The sequence below is a fragment of the Chromohalobacter nigrandesensis genome (assembly GCF_023061285.1).
GTDB classification, from domain to species: Bacteria; Pseudomonadota; Gammaproteobacteria; order Pseudomonadales; family Halomonadaceae; genus Chromohalobacter; species Chromohalobacter nigrandesensis.
Genome location: NZ_JAKGAM010000003.1, coordinates 15,516 through 32,521, shown reverse-complemented (window position 1 = coordinate 32,521; position 17,006 = coordinate 15,516). Strand labels below are relative to the sequence as shown.

The following is a 17,006-nucleotide window of genomic DNA, read 5'->3' as shown; positions in this document are numbered from 1 at the left end:
ACGGCCATGATCATGCAAGACCGACACACCATGCCCGCGCAGTTACGCTGTGGGCGCCATCAGCTCGATCTCTCGTATCCCCGCGTAATGGGGATCCTCAATGTTACCCCCGATTCGTTTTCCGACGGTGGTCGTCATAACGCTCTGGACGAGGCCGTACGTCACGCCGAGTCCATGCTGGCCGAGGGTGCGGCGATTATCGACATCGGCGGCGAATCGACACGCCCCGGTGCCTCGCCGGTGCCGCTTCAGCAAGAACTGGACCGCGTGTTGCCGGTGGTGGAGCGTTTGGTCAATGAGCTGGATGCATTGGTATCGCTGGATACGAGTCGTGGCGAAGTGATGCAAGAGGCGGCAGCGCAAGGCGCGGGAATGATCAATGACGTGCGTAGCCTGCGCTGGCCTGGTGCGCTTGAAGCTGCGGCGCTGAGTGGCTTGCCGGTATGCGTGATGCATATGCTTGGCGAGCCCACCGACATGCAGCGTGCACCGCATTACGAGATACCGATCGAGGAGGCGGTGGCTGCGTTCCTCGAGGCGCGCATTGCTGAATGCGAAGCGGCAGGAATCAGGCGCGACAGGCTGGTGCTCGACCCAGGCTTTGGTTTCGGCAAGCGTGTCGAACATAACCTGCGGCTGCTGAATCGCATGCAACCATTGACTGATTTTGGGCTTCCCATACTGGCTGGCATGTCACGTAAGAGTATGATTGGCAAAGTGCTGGCGCGTCCCGTCGAGGAGCGCCTGCCGGGCGGCCTGGCGCTTGCCACGATGGCGGTGGAGCGAGGGGCGCGTATCGTGCGCGTTCACGATGTAGGACCGACGGTGGATGCGGTCAATATGACTTGGGCAGTGCTACAGGAAGGCACCGACGCATGACACGACGCTATTTTGGAACCGATGGTATTCGCGGCACGGTGGGAGAGCCTCCCATCACCGCTGATTTTGTATTGAAACTAGGTTGGGCGATGGGCCGTGTGCTGTCGCGCCACACGGCGCGCAAGTCGCGCGCCAAGGTATTGATCGGCAAGGATACGCGGATTTCGGGCTACATGTTCGAGTCTGCTCTGGAGGCGGGGCTGTCAGCGGCAGGGGTCGACGTATCCTTGCTGGGGCCGATGCCCACGCCGGGGATCGCGTATCTGACGCGGACATTTCGTGCCGATGCGGGGATCGTCATCTCGGCGTCGCACAATCCGTTTCAGGATAACGGCATCAAGTTCTTCTCCGCCGAGGGCGTAAAACTTGACGATGCCGTCGAGGAAGAGATCGAGGCGGAACTCGAGCAGCCGCTATCTACGGTGGCGCCGGCGGCCTTGGGCAAGGCGCTACGTATCTCGGATGCCGCAGGACGTTACATCGAATTCTGCAAGTCCACGGTGCCCGATCGTCTGACGCTGGAAGGCCTGAAGGTGGTGCTTGATTGCGCGCATGGCGCAACCTACCACATTGCTCCCAGCGTATTGCGCGAACTGGGCGCCGAGGTCAGCTTGATCGGCGTCGATCCGGATGGGCTCAATATCAATCAGGATGTGGGGTCCACGCATCCTGACGCCTTGCGCGCGGCGGTGATCGAGCGTGGTGCCGATCTCGGCATGGCGCTGGATGGCGATGGCGACCGTGTGATTCTGGTCGATGCCGAGGGCCATGAGGTCGATGGCGACGATATTCTTTATCTGATTGCTCGCGATCGGCAAATGCGCGATATGCTGGGCGGAGGCGTGGTCGGCACGCTGATGTCCAACTTCGGTCTTGCGGCTGCACTGGAGGCCTTGAATATTCCCTTTGAGCGGGCCAAGGTCGGTGACCGTTATGTAATGGAGCGCCTGGCAGCCAACGGTTGGCAGCTGGGAGGTGAGTCCTCCGGGCATATTGTCTGCGGCCATGTGCAGTCGACCGGGGATGGCATCGTGTCGGCGCTTCAGGTGCTGGCGATTATGGTGCGCGAGTCGTCATCGCTATCGGGTCTGCTCAAGGGGTTCGAGAAAGCGCCGCAAGCGTTGGTCAATGTACGCCTGACCTCTGATGTGGACAACGCGGCGTTGTTGGCCAATGAGCAGGTGCGTCATGCTGTTGCCTCAGTCGAGGCGGAGTTGGGCGACGAAGGGAGAGTGTTGTTACGACCTTCGGGCACCGAGCCCTTGATCCGAGTCATGGTCGAAGGGCGCCCTCATTTCGATGTCGACGCGCTGGCCAAGCGTATTGCGGACGATATCGAGGGGCAAATGGCGCGCTAAAGCGCGCATATTGTGTTGTCAATACGCCTCCTATACCATGGCGCTCCATTCGGAGGACTGTTCTATGCGCACGCCGCTGATCGCGGGCAATTGGAAGATGAACGGCTCGAACGCCCTGGTGGATGAGTTCGGTCGTGCCTTCGCCGATGTCGCGCTTCCCGATTCGCTGGACGTCGTCGTACTGCCGCCATTCCCTTATCTCGATGCGGCGCGCCGTGCGTTGGCCGACGTCTCCGTGCAGCTCGGCGCGCAGACGCTCAATCCCGCGCATGCCGGTGCTCATACTGGCGAGGTCAGTAGTCGCATGCTCAAAGAGGTGGGTGTCGACTATGTGCTGGTTGGCCATTCGGAGCGGCGCGAGCTTTATCGAGAAACCGATGACGACGTCTATGATCGCCTGCTGGCAGCATTGAATGTCGGCATTCAGCCGATTTTGTGCGTTGGCGAGACGCTCGAGGCGCGCGATGCAGGGCATACCTTTGATGTCGTGCTGCAACAGGTCGGCCATGCGCTGACCTCCCTCGAGCCCGAGCAACGTACTCGGGTGACGATCGCTTATGAGCCGGTGTGGGCCATCGGCACGGGACGTACAGCGACGCCCGAGCAAGCGCAGGACGTCATGGCCGCTATTCGTGAGTACCTGGCCGGTATCGATTCCGGCCTGGCGCAGTCAATGCGGTTGCTTTACGGCGGCAGTATGAGCGCGGCCAACGCGGCCGAGTTGCTGGCTCAGCCGGATATCGACGGCGGCCTGGTGGGTGGTGCTTCGCTCAAGGTCGACGATTTTCTAGCCATTTGTCATTCAGCAAGGTAGCGCGATGTATATTGGGGTGTTGTTGGTTCATGTGGCGATTGCCATTGCCCTGGTGGTGTTGGTATTGCTACAGCAAGGCAAGGGCGCCGACGCTGGCGCGTCCTTCGGGGGCGGTGCTTCGCAGACGGTTTTCGGGTCGCAAGGCAGCGGTAATTTCCTGGCCAAGTTGACGGGCGTGTTGGCGGCGGTTTTCTTCGCGACCTCGCTGGGCCTGGCGTACATGGTCTCGCAGACTGGGGATGCGCCACAGGAAGGTGTGCCCGATGCACAAGTCGTCGAGCAACAAAAATCTTCGCCATCTATTGACGAAGAGGAAGATAACGAGCAGAATGCAGCGCCAGTACTCGAGGACGGCGGCGAATAAATGCAATGCCGTCATTGGGTTAGCTCATCAAGTAATGTAGAGAAGCCAAATTGGCCGACTTCATGATGAGTGGTTTAGCAGGCGAAACGATGCAAACAAAAAGCAGTAGCAAGTGTTTTGCGTCGAGGTAGCCTGGCCCCTGTTGCCGAAGTGGTGGAATTGGTAGACACGCTATCTTGAGGGGGTAGTGACCTCATGGTCGTGCGGGTTCAAGTCCCGCCTTCGGCACCACATTGAGTCAATGTAAGCTGTTGACCCAATTGAAGATTGGCACGATATAACGATAGCTCGGCACCTTGACCTTTCAAGAGGTGATCAGTATAATCGTTAGCCACTGATGCGGGGTGGAGCAGTCTGGTAGCTCGTCGGGCTCATAACCCGAAGGTCGTCGGTTCAAATCCGGCCCCCGCTACCAAGTTTTTTACGAAAAGCCCCTTCCTATGAAGGGGCTTTTTGTTATCACTTGCGACGATAACGCCAATCAGCCACCTAGCTTTTCTCTTCACTCCTGGTCAGGTGCCTGATGCAACTGCTAGTGGGAGCCTCCGCCTGTGGCAAATAAGCACGCTGCACTGAATACGCTCATCGAGCCGGTCGTGACGGCCATGGGCTTCGATCTCTGGGGGGTCGACTACCTTTCCCAGGGTAAGCATTCCCGTCTGGTGATCTATATCGAAAGCGCCGAGGGCGTGACCGTGGACGACTGCGCGTCAGTCAGCCGTCAAGTCAGTGGCGTACTGGATGTAGAAGACCCCATCGCGGGAGAATATCGCTTGGAGGTCTCATCGCCGGGAATGGATCGTCCTCTGTTTACGCTCGATCAGTTCGCGCGTTTCAAGGGCAGCCATGTCCAGGTGAAGTTGAGCGTTCCCTTCGAAGGGCGTCGCAAGTTTCAAGGACAACTGGCGGGTGTCGAGGGAGACGAGATTCTGCTGCAACTCGACGGACAAGAATATTGCTTTCCGGTCGAAAGCATCGAGCAGGCGCGGGTGGTGCCTCAGTTCGATAATTAAGGACAGCTTTTCTACGAGGCATAGGCATGAGTAAAGAGATTCTGCTAGTCGTGGATGCGATCTCGAACGAAAAGGGGGTGCCGCGAGAAGTGATCTTCGAGGCCGTGGAGTCGGCGCTGGCGAGTGCATCGCGTAAGCGTTTCGACGGCCAGGAAGTGAGCGCCCGCGTCAAGATCGACCGCGTGACAGGCGACTATGACACCTTCCGTCGCTGGACCGTCGTCGACGATGACGCGTTCGAGAATCCGGACAGCGAGATTCCGCTCTCCGAGGCAGAGCGTCGCGATCCGCCGCTGGCCCTCGGCGATGTGGTCGAAGAGCAGGTCGAATCGGTGGCTTTCGGACGCATCGCCGCCCAGACCGCCAAGCAGGTTATCGTGCAGAAGGTGCGCGAAGCCGAACGGGCCGAGGTCGTGCGCCAATACGCCGAGCGTGAAGGCGAACTGGTGGCGGGTATCGTCAAGAAGACCACGCGAGAAGGGCTGGTGGTCGACCTGGGAGAGAGCGCAGAGGCTTTCCTCCCGCGTAGTGAAATGATCCCCGGCGAACGTTACCGCATGAACGAGCGGGTACGTGCCCTGTTGTGGAAGGTCGATGCCGAGGCGCGTGGCTCGCAGTTGATTCTGACGCGTACGCGTCCCGAGATGATTGTCGAACTCTTCAAGATCGAAGTGCCTGAAATTGCCGAGCAATTGATCGAGATCAAGGGGGCTGCGCGCGATCCGGGTGCACGCGCCAAGATTGCGGTGAAGACCAATGACAAGCGTATCGACCCGGTCGGTGCGTGTGTCGGCATGCGCGGTTCGCGCGTGCAAGCGGTGTCCAACGAGCTGTGCAACGAGCGCGTGGACATCATTACCTGGGACGACAACCCGGCGCAATTGGTGATCAACGCCATGGCGCCTGCGGAAGTCGGTTCCATTCTCGTCGACGAAGATGCCCACTCCATGGATGTCGCCGTCGCCGAGGATAACCTGGCGCAGGCCATCGGCCGCAGCGGCCAGAACGTTCGCCTGGCTTCCGAGCTGACGGGTTGGACGCTCAACGTGATGACCGAGGAAGAGGCCGAAGGTAAGCGCGAGCAAGAAATCGACAGCCTGATCGAGTACTTCATCAATCATCTCGAAGTCGACGATGAACTGGCACGCCTGCTGGTCGAGGAAGGCTTTACCTCGCTCGAAGAGCTGGCCTATGTGCCGCTCGAGGAATTGCTCGAAATCGAGGAATTGGATGAAGCACTGATCGAAACGCTGCGCGCTCGAGCCAAGGACGAGTTGCTGACGCTGGCCATTGCCTCCGAAGAGGCACTGGACGGTGCGCAGCCTGATGATGACCTCCTTGAAATGGAGGGCATGGAGCGTCACTTGGCATTCACGCTCGCCAGCCGAGGGATCGTCACTCGTGAGGATTTGGCCGAGCAGTCCATCGATGATCTCAAGGACATCGACAGTGTGGACGAAGAGCGCGCTGCGGCGCTGATAATGACCGCTCGTGCGCCTTGGTTCGAGAGCGAACAGTAATCTGGTCACGGGCTCAGGAGGGTCGTAATGTCAGACATGACCGTTAAGGATTTTGCCAGCAAGGTGGGACGCGATGTGTCCCGTCTGCTGGAGCAGATGAAAGAAGCAGGGCTTCCCCATCAGGCCGAAGGCGATGCGGTATCCGAGGAGGATAAACAACGCCTTCTCGATCACCTGACGCGCAGCCATGGTGGAGACAGCGGCACGACGAAGAACCGCGTGACGCTGACGCGTAATACCAAGAGCCGGATCCGTAGTGGCGATGGCCGCGGCAAGGCCATCGACGTGCAGGTGCGCAAGAAGCGTACTTACGTCAAACGCGAGCCGGAGCCGACCGAAGAAGCACCGGCCGAAGAAACCGGTCCGCGTCAGTTGGTCGGTGACATGGCCGATGCCAAGCAGGCGCAGGCCGCCGAGGCTGCCGAAACCGCCAAGGCGGAAAAAGCCGCTGCGGAAGAAGCGGCGGCGGAAGAGGCCGCGCGTGTGAAGGCACAAGAGGAAGCCAAGGCATCCGAGGCCGCTAAGCCGGCTGAAAGCGAGACGCCGAGCACACCAGACGTCCCCGTGCCTGAGGATATCGCTACACCGGCGCCTGCGAGCGAGCCCTACGTCGAGGCGCCGCCGAAAGAGCCGCGGACACCGAACCGTCGTGGTCAGACTCCGCATAAGAAAGAGTCAGAACGTGGCCGCAAAGGCGGACGTGACGATGACGATGATCGCCGTGAGCGGCGTCGCGGCAATGCCAAGAAAGCCAAGCGCTCCGAGCGCCGTGGCGGTCGTCGTGGCGGTGGTCGTGATAATCAGCACGGCTTCCAGAAGCCGACGCAGCCCATCGTCCGCGAAGTTGGCATTCCCGAGTCGATCAGCGTTGCCGAGTTGGCCGACAAGATGTCGATCAAGGCCAATGAGGTCATCAAGGCGATGTTCACCATGGGTGCGGCGGTGACCATCAACCAGACCATCGACCAAGACACGGCGGCTATCGTCGTCGAAGAGATGGGCCACAAGCCCAAGCTGGTCAAGGACGATGCGCTGGAGACGGAAGTGCTCGAGGCCATCTCCTACGAAGGCGATGAAATCACGCGTGCGCCGGTCGTCACGGTGATGGGGCACGTCGATCACGGCAAGACCTCGCTGCTTGATTTCATCCGCCGCACGAAGGTTGCGACTGGCGAGGCCGGTGGTATCACCCAGCACATCGGCGCCTATCACGTCGAAGATCAGCACGGCGGTGTGACCTTCCTCGATACACCGGGCCACGCGGCGTTCACCGCCATGCGTGCGCGCGGTGCCCAGGCGACCGACGTGGTCATCCTGGTCGTCGCGGCCGACGATGGGGTCATGCCACAGACCGTCGAGGCGATCGAGCACTCCAAGGCGGCCGGCGTGCCGTTGGTGGTTGCGGTCAACAAGGTCGACAAGGAAGGTGCGGATTTCGACCGTATCCGCAATGAGCTGTCCCAGCACGGTGTGATCTCCGAGGAATGGGGCGGCGATACGCAGTTCGTACACGTCTCGGCCAAGACCGGTGACGGCATCGATGCCTTGCTCGAGGCGGTACTGCTGGTCTCTGAAGTGCTCGAGCTCAAGGCGGTGCCGGACGCACCGGCCAAGGGCGTCGTCGTCGAATCCCAACTGGATAAGGGCCGCGGCCCGGTGGCGACCGTGCTGGTACAGAACGGTACGCTCAAGAGGGGCGATATCGTCCTGGCTGGCTTGCACTATGGGCGCGTTCGCGCGCTGGTCAATGAAACCGGCACACGCGTGGAAGAGGCTAGCCCAGCCATGCCGGTCGAGATTCAGGGACTGGATGGGACGCCCGAAGCCGGTGACGAGTTCATCGTCGTGGCCGACGAGAAGAAGGCGCGCGAAGTCGCCAACTTCTGTCAGGGCAAGTACCGCGAAGTGCGCCTGGCTCGCCAGCAGAAGGCCAAGCTGGAGAACATGTTCAGCCAGATGGGCCAGGACGAAGTGGCCAAGGTCAACATCGTCCTCAAGGTCGATGTGCAAGGTTCCTTGGAAGCGATTCGTGGTGCCCTGGAAGAGCTCTCCACCGACGAGGTCAAGGTGGCGGTCGTCTCCTCTGGTGTCGGCGGTATCACTGGCACCGATGCCAATCTGGCGGTGGCCAGTGACGCTATCCTGGTCGGTTTCAACGTGCGTGCCGATGTCTCCGCGCGGGAAATCGTCGACCGTGAAGGCCTGGAGCTGCGCTATTACAGCGTGATCTATCACCTCATCGACGAGGTCAAGCAGGCCATGAGTGGCATGCTGGCACCGGAGTGGAAGGAAGAGATCGTCGGCGTAGCCGAAGTACGCGAGGTGTTCCGCGCGCCCAAGATCGGTGCCGTAGCAGGCTGCATGGTCGTCGAAGGCACCGTGCATCGCCACAAACGAATTCGCGTATTGCGCGAGAACGTCGTCATCTACGAAGGCGAGCTGGAATCCCTGCGTCGCTACAAGGATGACCTCGGCGAGGTCCGCAGCGGTATGGAATGCGGTATCGGCGTCAAGAACTACAACGACGTTCAGGTCGGCGACAAGATCGAAGTCTTCGATCAGGTCAAGGTCGAGCGTAGCCTGTAAGGTATGGCGGACGACGTGTCGTCCGCCATCCGAGTGGCGAATCGCGGGAGATAACGATGCGCGAATTCAAACGTACCGATCGTGTGGCCGATCAACTGCAGCAGGAGTTGGCCGTCCTCATCCAGCGTGAGATCAAGGATCCTCGCCTGGGGATGGTCACCGTGAGTGCGGTGACGGTCAGTCGCGATCTGGGCTATGCCGACATTCACATCACGCTGCTGGGTGAGAACGATGCCACGCGCATCGATGAAAACCTCAAGGTGTTGCGTCATGCGCGGGGTTTCCTGCGCAGTCAGATTGCCAATCGCGTCAAGCTCCGACATGTGCCGGAACTGCGCTTTCATTACGATGAAAGCATCGTGCGCGGTCAGCGTCTGTCGTCCTTGATCGACGAGGCGGTGGCCGATGATCGTCGCCGTCACGACGATGACGATGACGATGACGAAGACGAGGTACGTTGATGGCGCGCCGTCGTCGTGGCATACCGGTGGATGGTGTGCTGTTGCTCGATAAGGCACAGGGCGTTTCTTCGAACCATGCCTTGCAGCAGGTGCGCCGTCTGTACGAGGCGCAAAAGGCTGGCCATACCGGTACGCTGGACCCAATGGCGACTGGCTTGCTGCCGATCTGCTTTGGCGAGGCGACCAAGTTTTCGGCCTATTTGCTCGATGCCGACAAGACGTATCGCACGCGTGTCAGGCTGGGCGAAATCACCGATACCGGTGACGCCGAAGGCACCTTGGTCGAGCGTCATGCGGTGCCGGCCCTCGGCGAGCATGATATCGAGGCCGTGCTGACGATGTTTCGCGGCGATATCGAGCAGGTTCCGCCGATGTACTCGGCACTCAAGCACCAAGGGCGTCCTCTGTACGAGCTGGCGCGCGAAGGCAAGCAGGTCGAACGTGCGGCGCGCCGCGTGACGGTTTATGATATGCGCCTGCTGGCGTGCGAGAGCGAAGGCTTCGAGCTCGAGGTCCGCTGCAGCAAGGGCACCTATATTCGTACCCTGGCCGAGGATATCGGCCAGGCGCTGGGATGCGGCGCGCACATAACGTCCCTGCGTCGGCTACGTAGCGGACCGTTCGACGCCGATGCCATGCACGACGTTGAGGCACTCGAGCAAATGGACGGGGCCTCGCGTCAGGCGCGGTTGTTGCCCATCGATGCGATGTTACCCCATGTGCCATCGCTTGAAGTGGCAGCGATCGAGTCGCGGCGGCTGCTGCATGGGCAGCGGGCACGGGTCGACACCGGCGCGCTGGTCGCGGACGAGACGGTGCGTCTATATCACGACGGTGCTTTCCTGGGGCTCGTGAGCGTTACGAGGCCTGGGGAAGTCACGCCGCGACGCTTACGGAATACCGCCTCGCCCGTTCGCGAGTGAGGCGTGATACCCGGCGCGTGCCATGTGCGCCGGGGCATACCGAGACTCTCGGTGTGCATGAAGGCCAGGCCTTTTACATGGTGCCCGTATTTCGCGGGCAGTACCTGGAGACTGCAAATATGCGTGGTCTCCGACATTCATTGCTCAGGCATATTGTTTACTGGAGAGAGAAATGGCACTGACCGCTGAACAGAAAGCCGCCATCGTTGACGAATACGGTCGTGGCGAAAGCGATACCGGTTCGCCTGAAGTACAGGTGGCCCTGCTATCCGCCAACATCGATGGCTTGCAGGATCACTTCAAGAGCAACAAGCAGGATCACCACTCTCGTCGTGGTCTGATTCGCATGGTCAATCAGCGTCGCAAGCTGCTGGATTACCTGAAGCGCAAGGATTTCGGGCGCTATCAGTCGTTGATCCAGCGTCTCGGCCTGCGCCGCTGAGGAAAGTTCCGTTCGCGACAGAGCAGGTGTGGGTGCCATGAAGGTGTTGCACCTGCATGCCAGGGTCGCGAAGGTCTTTCACATGAGCGCCGACGCATGGTTGTTTGAAACGGGCAGTCCTCCGGGGCTGCCCGTTTTTTGTTTCGTCGGCCCCGGGTGTCGTAATGAGTGGCCCCGTGGTGCGTGAACTCCTAAAATGGTCGCCGAGTCGAAACGACCAATACATGAGATGAAAAGTTAAGGACATTGCCGTGAACCCGGTCAAGAAAACGTTTCAATACGGTCGCAGTACCGTCACCCTGGAAACGGGCCGTATCGCCCGCCAGGCTACCGGTGCCGTGATGGTGACCATGGACGACACCGTGGTACTGTGTACCGTGGTGGCCAAGAAGGACGTCAACCCCGCCCAGCCATTCTTCCCGCTGGCCGTTTTCTATCAGGAAAAGACCTACGCCGTAGGCAAGATTCCCGGTGGTTTCTTCAAGCGTGAAGGCCGCCCCACCGAGAAGGAAACCCTCACCTCGCGTTTGATCGATCGTCCGATCCGCCCGTTGTTCCCCAAAGGGTTCATGAACGAGGTGCAGGTGGTGTGCACGGTGCTTTCCACCGACCGCAACCATGACCCGGATATCGCGGCGATGCTGGGCACGTCTGCCGCGTTGGCTATCTCCGGGGTCCCCTTCAATGGGCCGATTGCCGCCGCGCGCGTTGGTTTCACCGAGGACAATGGCTATTTCCTCAATCCGACGGTGGAAGAGCTCGGTAGTTCCGAGTTGAACATGGTCGTGGCTGGCACCGAGAAGGCCGTGCTGATGGTGGAGTCCGAGGCCAACGAACTGCTCGAGGATGAAATGCTCGGTGCAGTGCTCTACGGCCATCAGGAGATGCAGGTCGCGATCGCCGCGATCAATGAGCTTGCCGCTGAGGCCGGCAAGCCGCGTTGGGAATGGCAGCCCGCCGTCGAGAATACGGCGCTCAAGGAGGCCCTGGCGACTGGCTTCGAAGCCAAGGTGGGTGAAGCCTACCGCGTCACCGACAAGATGGCGCGTCAGGAGGCTCTATCCGCCTTGCAGGACGAGGCGATCGAGCAACTGGCCGGCGAGGAAACGGGCCAGTTCAGTGCCGAGGACGTCAAGGGGGCCTTCGCCGGTCTCGAAAAACGGGTGGTGCGTTCACGGGTGATCAAGGGCGAGCCGCGCATCGATGGCCGCGATCTCAAGACCGTGCGTCCGTTGGCGATCGAGGTCGGCAACCTGCCCAAGACGCATGGCTCGGCGGTATTCACGCGCGGCGAGACCCAGGCGATTGTGGTCGCGACCCTGGGCACGCTGCGGGATGCGCAGCTGATCGAATCGCTGGAAGGCGAACGTAAGGACCGCTTCCTGCTGCACTACAATTTCCCTCCCTACTGCGTGGGTGAAGCTGGCTTCATGGGCGGCCCCAAGCGCCGCGAGATCGGCCACGGACGTCTTGCACGGCGCGGCGTTCAGGCGGTGCTGCCCAGCGAGGAAGATTTCCCCTACACCATTCGCGTGGTGTCCGAAATCACCGAATCCAACGGTTCCAGCTCCATGGCCTCGGTGTGCGGTACATCCCTGGCGTTGATGGATGCCGGCGTTCCGCTCAAGACACCAGTGGCAGGTATCGCCATGGGCTTGGTCAAGGACGACGACGGCTTCGCGGTGTTGACCGACATCCTCGGTGACGAAGACCACCTAGGCGATATGGATTTCAAGGTGGCGGGTTCCACCGCCGGCGTGACGGCCCTGCAGATGGATATCAAGATCGAGGGCATCAACGAAGAGATCATGGAGACCGCACTGCAGCAAGCTCACGAAGCGCGCCTGCATATTCTGGAGCAGATGAGCACCGTCATTGGCCAGAGCCGTAACGAAGTGTCCGACAACGCGCCGTCGATGGCTACGGTCAAGATCGCTCCGGACAAGATTCGTGACGTGATCGGTAAGGGTGGCGCGACTATTCGCAAGATTTGCGATGATACCGGCGCCTCCATCGATCTCGACGATGACGGTACCGTGCGCATCTATGCCGAGGACAAGAAAGCTGCCAAGGCAGCGATCGATACCGTGCTGGCGATTACTGCCGAGCCCGAGATCGGCAAGCTCTATCGGGGCAAGGTCGCGCGTATCACCGACTTCGGCGCCTTCGTGACCTTCATGCCGGGCACCGACGGCCTGGTACATATCTCGCAGATCGTCCCTGAGCGGGTCAACGACGTGCGTGACTATCTCAGTGAAGACCAGGAAGTCATCGTCAAGGTACTCGATATCGATAACCGCAACCGCGTGAAGCTTTCCATCAAGGAAATCACCGCGGAAGAAAAAGCGGCTTTCGAGGCAGCGCCGGCCGAGACTGAATAAACGCTCCCGCACCCAGCGGTCAATGAAGCCTCGTGCACGTTGGTGTACGGGGCTTTTTATATTAGTGATGCCTCAAGCTTGGCAGGCGTTTGCGGCAGGAGACGAGCGGTGCTCGGGCATCCATTGACGCAAGCGGCGTGAAAGTCGCTTCTCGATGAACTCGAAACTGGCCCACGACAACACGGCGATGAGCGGCAGGCAGATCGCCAGGGTGGCGTAGGGTGGGAAGCCAACGTGTTCGCGCAGGGTGTATTGCGCCGTCCACAGTACGATGACATGCAGCAGGTAGGTCGAGTAGGACCAATCGCCCAGCGCCTTGATCATCCGGTTGCCGGCAAACAGCGGCTCCATGGCGATGAACGCGCACAGCAGCACCGTGCTGGGCAACCCCCAGGCCAGGAAGCGCGTCATGCCTTGGGGATCATCGAACTGCATGAGCAGCGTGAATGCTATCAGGGCGATGCCGGCCGGCAACCAGCGCCCTTGTGGCAGCCAGCCGCGGCGATAGATGATGCCGACCCCCAGCCCGAGCAGGAAGTTGTAGATGATCGGGTCATGGTAGAAATCGCTCAAGAGTGGGCGCTCCGCGAGCCAGGCGCTGATCGCGATCAGCACTAGGGCGAGTAGCCACAGGCGTAGGTGTCTATTGATCAGCAGGGAGCCTGCAAACACCAGGTAGAACAGCATTTCGAAGTTAAGCGTCCATCCCACGGGCAATGTTGGATAGTACCCATAGCCGGCAGGATTCTCGGTGGGCAGGAAGAAAAGCGACATCACCAGGCTTTTGAGGTCCAGCCCGTAGTCTGGCATGACATCCGGTGAAAGGTAGACGATGCCTGCTGTAATGGCGGTATAAAGCCAGTAGGCAGGCACGATACGCGCGGTGCGTTGCAGGAGAAACTCACCGCCGGAAGGTTCACGGCGCGCAGTGGCGGCATAGATAACGAAGCCACTGATGATGAAGAAGATATCCACACCCATTTGACCACGGGTGGCGAGAAGGTGCTCGAAGGCATTATTGGCATCGAAGTCGAAAAAGACCTGTACGAAGTGGTGGAAGACGACCACCCAGGCCGCAAACGCCCGTAATGCCTGCACCGAAATCAACATACCGATGACATTTCCTGTTGAAACCAAGACGAATACGACGCCGATTGGGCGCCGTAAACGGTTGGGCAGGCAGGATAATCGAAAAGTTCACCGGTTTTACGTTAAGTTACAAAACAGTGTTTTTATTAGTGCCTCACGAGCGCTCGATAGCCAACGCGACGCCTTGCCCCCCGCCGATGCATAGCGTCGCGAGCCCTTTCTTGGCATCGCGGGCAATCATCTCGTGCAGCAGCGTCACCAGGATGCGGCAACCCGAGGCGCCGATGGGGTGCCCCAATGCGATGGCCCCGCCATTGACGTTGATCTTGACCGGGTCCCAGCCGAGTTCCTTGTTGACGGCGAGCGCCTGGGCGGCGAATGCCTCGTTGGCTTCGACCAGGTCCAGTTCGTCGAGCGACCAGCCGGCACGTTCCAGGCAGCGTCGCGTAGCGGGGGCGGGGCCGATGCCCATGATGGCAGGGTCGACCCCGGCGTTGGCATAGGCCTTGATCACAGCGAGGGGCTCCAGACCAAGCGCTTTCGCTTTCTTCGCCGAGCAGAGCATGGTCACGGCAGCGCCGTCGTTGAGCGAAGAGGCATTGCCGGCGGTGACGGTGCCATCGCGCTTGAAGGCCGGGCGCATACCGGCGAGTTGTTCGGCGGTTACGCCTGCGCGTGGCTCCTCATCGGTGGTGACATGGAGCGGGTCAGCTTTGCGCTGGGGAATCTCGACCGGCACGATCTGTCCAGCAAAACGTCCTTCCTCGATGGCAGCGGCCGCCTTCTGCTGGGAAGCGGCGGCAAAAGCATCCATCTCCTCGCGGGTAATGCCGTATTTCTCGGCTAGATTCTCGGCGGTGATGCCCATGTGGATGTCGTTGAAGGCATCCCACAGGCCGTCGCGGATCATCGTGTCCACCGCCGTCCAGTCGCCCATGCGTTGGCCGGTACGCGAGTTCGGCAGCATGTGCGGGGCGAGTGACATGTTCTCCTGGCCACCGGCAATGATCAGTTCGGCGTCGCCACAGCGGATGGCCTGGGTCGCCAGATGCAGTGCCTTGAGACCGGAGCCGCAGACCTTGTTGATAGTCATCGCCGGTACGGCGGAAGGTAGTCCCGCGTTTATGGCCGCCTGGCGGGCAGGGTTCTGACCGCATCCGGCGGCCAGCACCTGGCCGAGCAGAGCCTCGTCGACCTGTTCGGGGGGCACGCCGGTATGCGCGAGCAAATCCGCGATGACCGTGGCGCCGAGCTGGGTCGCGGGAAGGCTGGCGAGGGCGCCGCCGAAACTGCCGATGGCGGTGCGCCTCGCGGCTACGATCACCACGTCTTCCATGAGAGTCTCCTGATCAGCGTAGAGGGACGATACATTCAGAATAGGTGAGTACGATGCCGCGCGACAATCGGGTAGTGGGCGTAGATCGCCGGCATGAGCAGGTATACCGGCGTAATGTGATGGAGATAAGGTAACTGATCAGTGCGGCAAGCTGACCGGAAGATTGTCGATCAAGCGGGTGGTACCGAGGTGCGCCGCGGCGAGCAGGATCGTTTCGCGGGTATCCACCGCGACTGGCCCCATATCCTGGGCGCGACGCAGCTCCAGGTAATCGGGTTTGAAGCCCTCCGCGGCGAGGCTCGCCAAGCCCTCGCGCAGCGCCGACGCCGGGGTAGTGTCACTTTGTAGTGCGTCACGCACCTGGCACAGGATACGATACAGTGCCGGGGCGCGCTGACGTTCCGTGGCGCTTAGATAACCATTGCGCGACGACAGCGCCAGGCCGTCCTCGGCGCGTTGGGTGGGCACGCCGACGATGTCGATGGGGAAATGCAGATCGGCGACCATCTTGCGAATCACCGTCAGCTGCTGGTAATCCTTGCGCCCGAAATAAGCGATATCGGGCTGCACGAGATGGAAGAGCAGGCTGACGACCGTGGCCACGCCGGTGAAATGCCCGGGCCGATTGGCGCTGCACAGGCCTTCCGAGACCTGGGGGACACTGACCTGGGTGAGGTGAGCGTGGCCCTGAGGATAAAGCGTATCGGCACTGGGGGCGAAGATGATATCGCAGCCGTGGCTTGCCAGCGCCTGAGTATCGGTATCGAGCGTGCGTGGATAGCGCTCGAAGTCCTCGCCCTCCCCGAACTGCAGAGGATTGACGAAGATGGTGGCGACCACCACATCCGCGTCACGGCGCGCGGCGTCGATCAAGGCCAGATGCCCCGCGTGCAAATTACCCATGGTCGGCACCAGGGCGATACGCTGGCCATCGCGGCGGTAAGGAGTCAGGTGGGCACGTAATTCGGCGATGTCGTGCAGCGTCAACATCAAAAACTATGCTCCTCGGCGGGAAACTGGCGTGTCTTGACGGCGTCGTGGTAAGCCGCGAACGCGGCCTGAATGCTATCGCGGCCGGTTAGAAAGTTCTTGGCGAAACGTGGCGGCCGCCCGTGCGTCACGCCAAGGATGTCATGCATTACCAATATCTGGCCATCCACATCGGGACCGGCGCCGATTCCGATCACCGGGACCTCCACGGCATCGCGCACGGCGCGACCCAGCACGGCGGGCACGCACTCGAGCAGGATCACCGACGCGCCGGCGTCGACCAGCAAGCGCGCATCATCGACGATGCGCTGGGCGTCGTCCTGTTCGCGTCCTTGCACCTTGTAGCCGCCGAACTGATGCACGCTCTGGGGTGTCAGGCCCAGATGCGCGCATATCGGCACGCCACGTTGCGTGAGTGCGCGCACATCGTCGTGCATCCATCCCGCGCCTTCGATCTTGACGAGCTCGGCGCCGGCGCGCATCAGGGCGCCAGCATCGCGCAATAGCTGGCCCGTATCGGCGTTGCTCATGAAGGGCAGGTCGACCATCAACAGGCTACGCTGCTTGCCGCGCGCCACGCAGCGCGTGTGGTAAAGGATGTCGTCGAGCGTCACGGGAATCGTGCTGGCATGACCTTGCAGTACCATGCCCAGTGAATCGCCCACCAGCAACACATCGATACCGGCGGCGTCCGCGTGCTGTGCGAACGACGCATCGTAGGCCGTCAGGCAACTGAACGGTTCGCTGGCACGCTTGAAGGCATTGAGGTGGCTCAAGGTGACGGTTTTCATGAGATATTCCATGCTGTGGTGGCCCGCTCGGGCCTAGGGTACGTGTTACCGCAAACGTT

The 17,006-nt window shown here is 60.8% G+C and carries 15 protein-coding genes and 2 tRNA genes; 13 read left to right on the top strand and 4 right to left on the bottom strand.

Features of this window, described 5'->3' with window-relative positions:
* The first annotated feature begins 6 nt into the window (after positions 1 to 6).
* The 13 genes from folP to pnp all read left to right on the top strand — a co-directional run bounded on the left by folP (position 7) and on the right by pnp (position 12,741).
* Positions 7 to 879 carry a dihydropteroate synthase gene (folP, locus tag L1073_RS05495; protein ID WP_246897425.1) on the top strand — a complete coding sequence of 291 codons (873 nt, stop codon included), beginning with the start codon at positions 7 to 9 and terminating at the stop codon, positions 877 to 879.
* On the top strand, positions 876 to 2,237 hold the full coding sequence (gene glmM / locus L1073_RS05490; RefSeq protein ID WP_246897423.1) for a phosphoglucosamine mutase: 1,362 nt from the start codon (positions 876 to 878) through the stop codon (positions 2,235 to 2,237). Before folP ends, glmM begins: the two co-directional genes overlap by 4 nt.
* A 64-nt stretch (positions 2,238 to 2,301) precedes the next feature.
* Positions 2,302 to 3,051 (top strand): triose-phosphate isomerase, encoded by a 750-nt coding sequence (tpiA, locus tag L1073_RS05485; protein WP_246897421.1) that lies wholly within the window; start codon positions 2,302 to 2,304, stop codon positions 3,049 to 3,051.
* A 4-nt stretch (positions 3,052 to 3,055) separates the two neighbouring features.
* The gene (secG, locus tag L1073_RS05480) at positions 3,056 to 3,415 is read left to right on the top strand and encodes a preprotein translocase subunit SecG (protein WP_246897420.1); all 360 of its coding nucleotides are present in this window, start codon (positions 3,056 to 3,058) and stop codon (positions 3,413 to 3,415) included.
* 144 nt (positions 3,416 to 3,559) lie between these two features.
* A tRNA-Leu gene (locus L1073_RS05475) sits at positions 3,560 to 3,646 on the top strand.
* Between the two features lie 107 nt (positions 3,647 to 3,753).
* Positions 3,754 to 3,830 (top strand) — tRNA-Met (locus L1073_RS05470).
* A gap of 136 nt (positions 3,831 to 3,966) precedes the next feature.
* The gene (gene rimP / locus L1073_RS05465; protein WP_246897418.1) at positions 3,967 to 4,428 is read left to right on the top strand and encodes a ribosome maturation factor RimP; all 462 of its coding nucleotides are present in this window, start codon (positions 3,967 to 3,969) and stop codon (positions 4,426 to 4,428) included.
* Positions 4,429 to 4,454: 26 nt separating this feature from the next.
* Positions 4,455 to 5,948, top strand: coding sequence for a transcription termination factor NusA (nusA, locus tag L1073_RS05460; protein WP_246897417.1), 1,494 nt, complete (start codon positions 4,455 to 4,457; stop codon positions 5,946 to 5,948).
* 27 nt (positions 5,949 to 5,975) lie between these two features.
* Entirely contained in the window at positions 5,976 to 8,534 is a 2,559-nt protein-coding gene (infB, locus tag L1073_RS05455) for a translation initiation factor IF-2 (RefSeq protein WP_246897415.1), read from the top strand.
* A gap of 56 nt (positions 8,535 to 8,590) precedes the next feature.
* A complete protein-coding gene (gene rbfA / locus L1073_RS05450) occupies positions 8,591 to 8,995 on the top strand; it encodes a 30S ribosome-binding factor RbfA (protein WP_246897414.1) in 405 nt (134 codons plus the stop codon).
* Entirely contained in the window at positions 8,995 to 9,918 is a 924-nt protein-coding gene (truB, locus tag L1073_RS05445) for a tRNA pseudouridine(55) synthase TruB (protein ID WP_246897412.1), read from the top strand. Before rbfA ends, truB begins: the two co-directional genes overlap by 1 nt.
* Before the next feature lie 172 nt (positions 9,919 to 10,090).
* The gene (gene rpsO / locus L1073_RS05440; RefSeq protein WP_246897410.1) at positions 10,091 to 10,360 is read left to right on the top strand and encodes a 30S ribosomal protein S15; all 270 of its coding nucleotides are present in this window, start codon (positions 10,091 to 10,093) and stop codon (positions 10,358 to 10,360) included.
* Positions 10,361 to 10,611: 251 nt separating this feature from the next.
* Positions 10,612 to 12,741 (top strand): polyribonucleotide nucleotidyltransferase, encoded by a 2,130-nt coding sequence (pnp, locus tag L1073_RS05435; protein WP_246897409.1) that lies wholly within the window; start codon positions 10,612 to 10,614, stop codon positions 12,739 to 12,741.
* A gap of 72 nt (positions 12,742 to 12,813) precedes the next feature.
* Here the strand turns inward: pnp and L1073_RS05430 are convergent, their stop codons facing one another.
* The 4 genes from L1073_RS05430 to panB form a co-directional block, all read right to left on the bottom strand.
* Positions 12,814 to 13,851 (bottom strand): acyltransferase family protein, encoded by a 1,038-nt coding sequence (locus L1073_RS05430; protein ID WP_246897407.1) that lies wholly within the window; start codon positions 13,849 to 13,851, stop codon positions 12,814 to 12,816.
* Positions 13,852 to 13,984: 133 nt separating this feature from the next.
* Complete coding sequence (locus L1073_RS05425) at positions 13,985 to 15,166, bottom strand: acetyl-CoA C-acetyltransferase (RefSeq protein WP_246897405.1); 1,182 nt, start codon at positions 15,164 to 15,166, stop codon at positions 13,985 to 13,987.
* A 138-nt stretch (positions 15,167 to 15,304) separates the two neighbouring features.
* The gene (gene panC, locus L1073_RS05420) at positions 15,305 to 16,156 is read right to left on the bottom strand and encodes a pantoate--beta-alanine ligase (protein ID WP_246897404.1); all 852 of its coding nucleotides are present in this window, start codon (positions 16,154 to 16,156) and stop codon (positions 15,305 to 15,307) included.
* Positions 16,156 to 16,947, bottom strand: coding sequence for a 3-methyl-2-oxobutanoate hydroxymethyltransferase (gene panB / locus L1073_RS05415; RefSeq protein ID WP_246897402.1), 792 nt, complete (start codon positions 16,945 to 16,947; stop codon positions 16,156 to 16,158). The genes panC and panB overlap by 1 nt, the downstream gene beginning before the upstream one ends.
* Positions 16,948 to 17,006 lie beyond the last annotated feature (59 nt).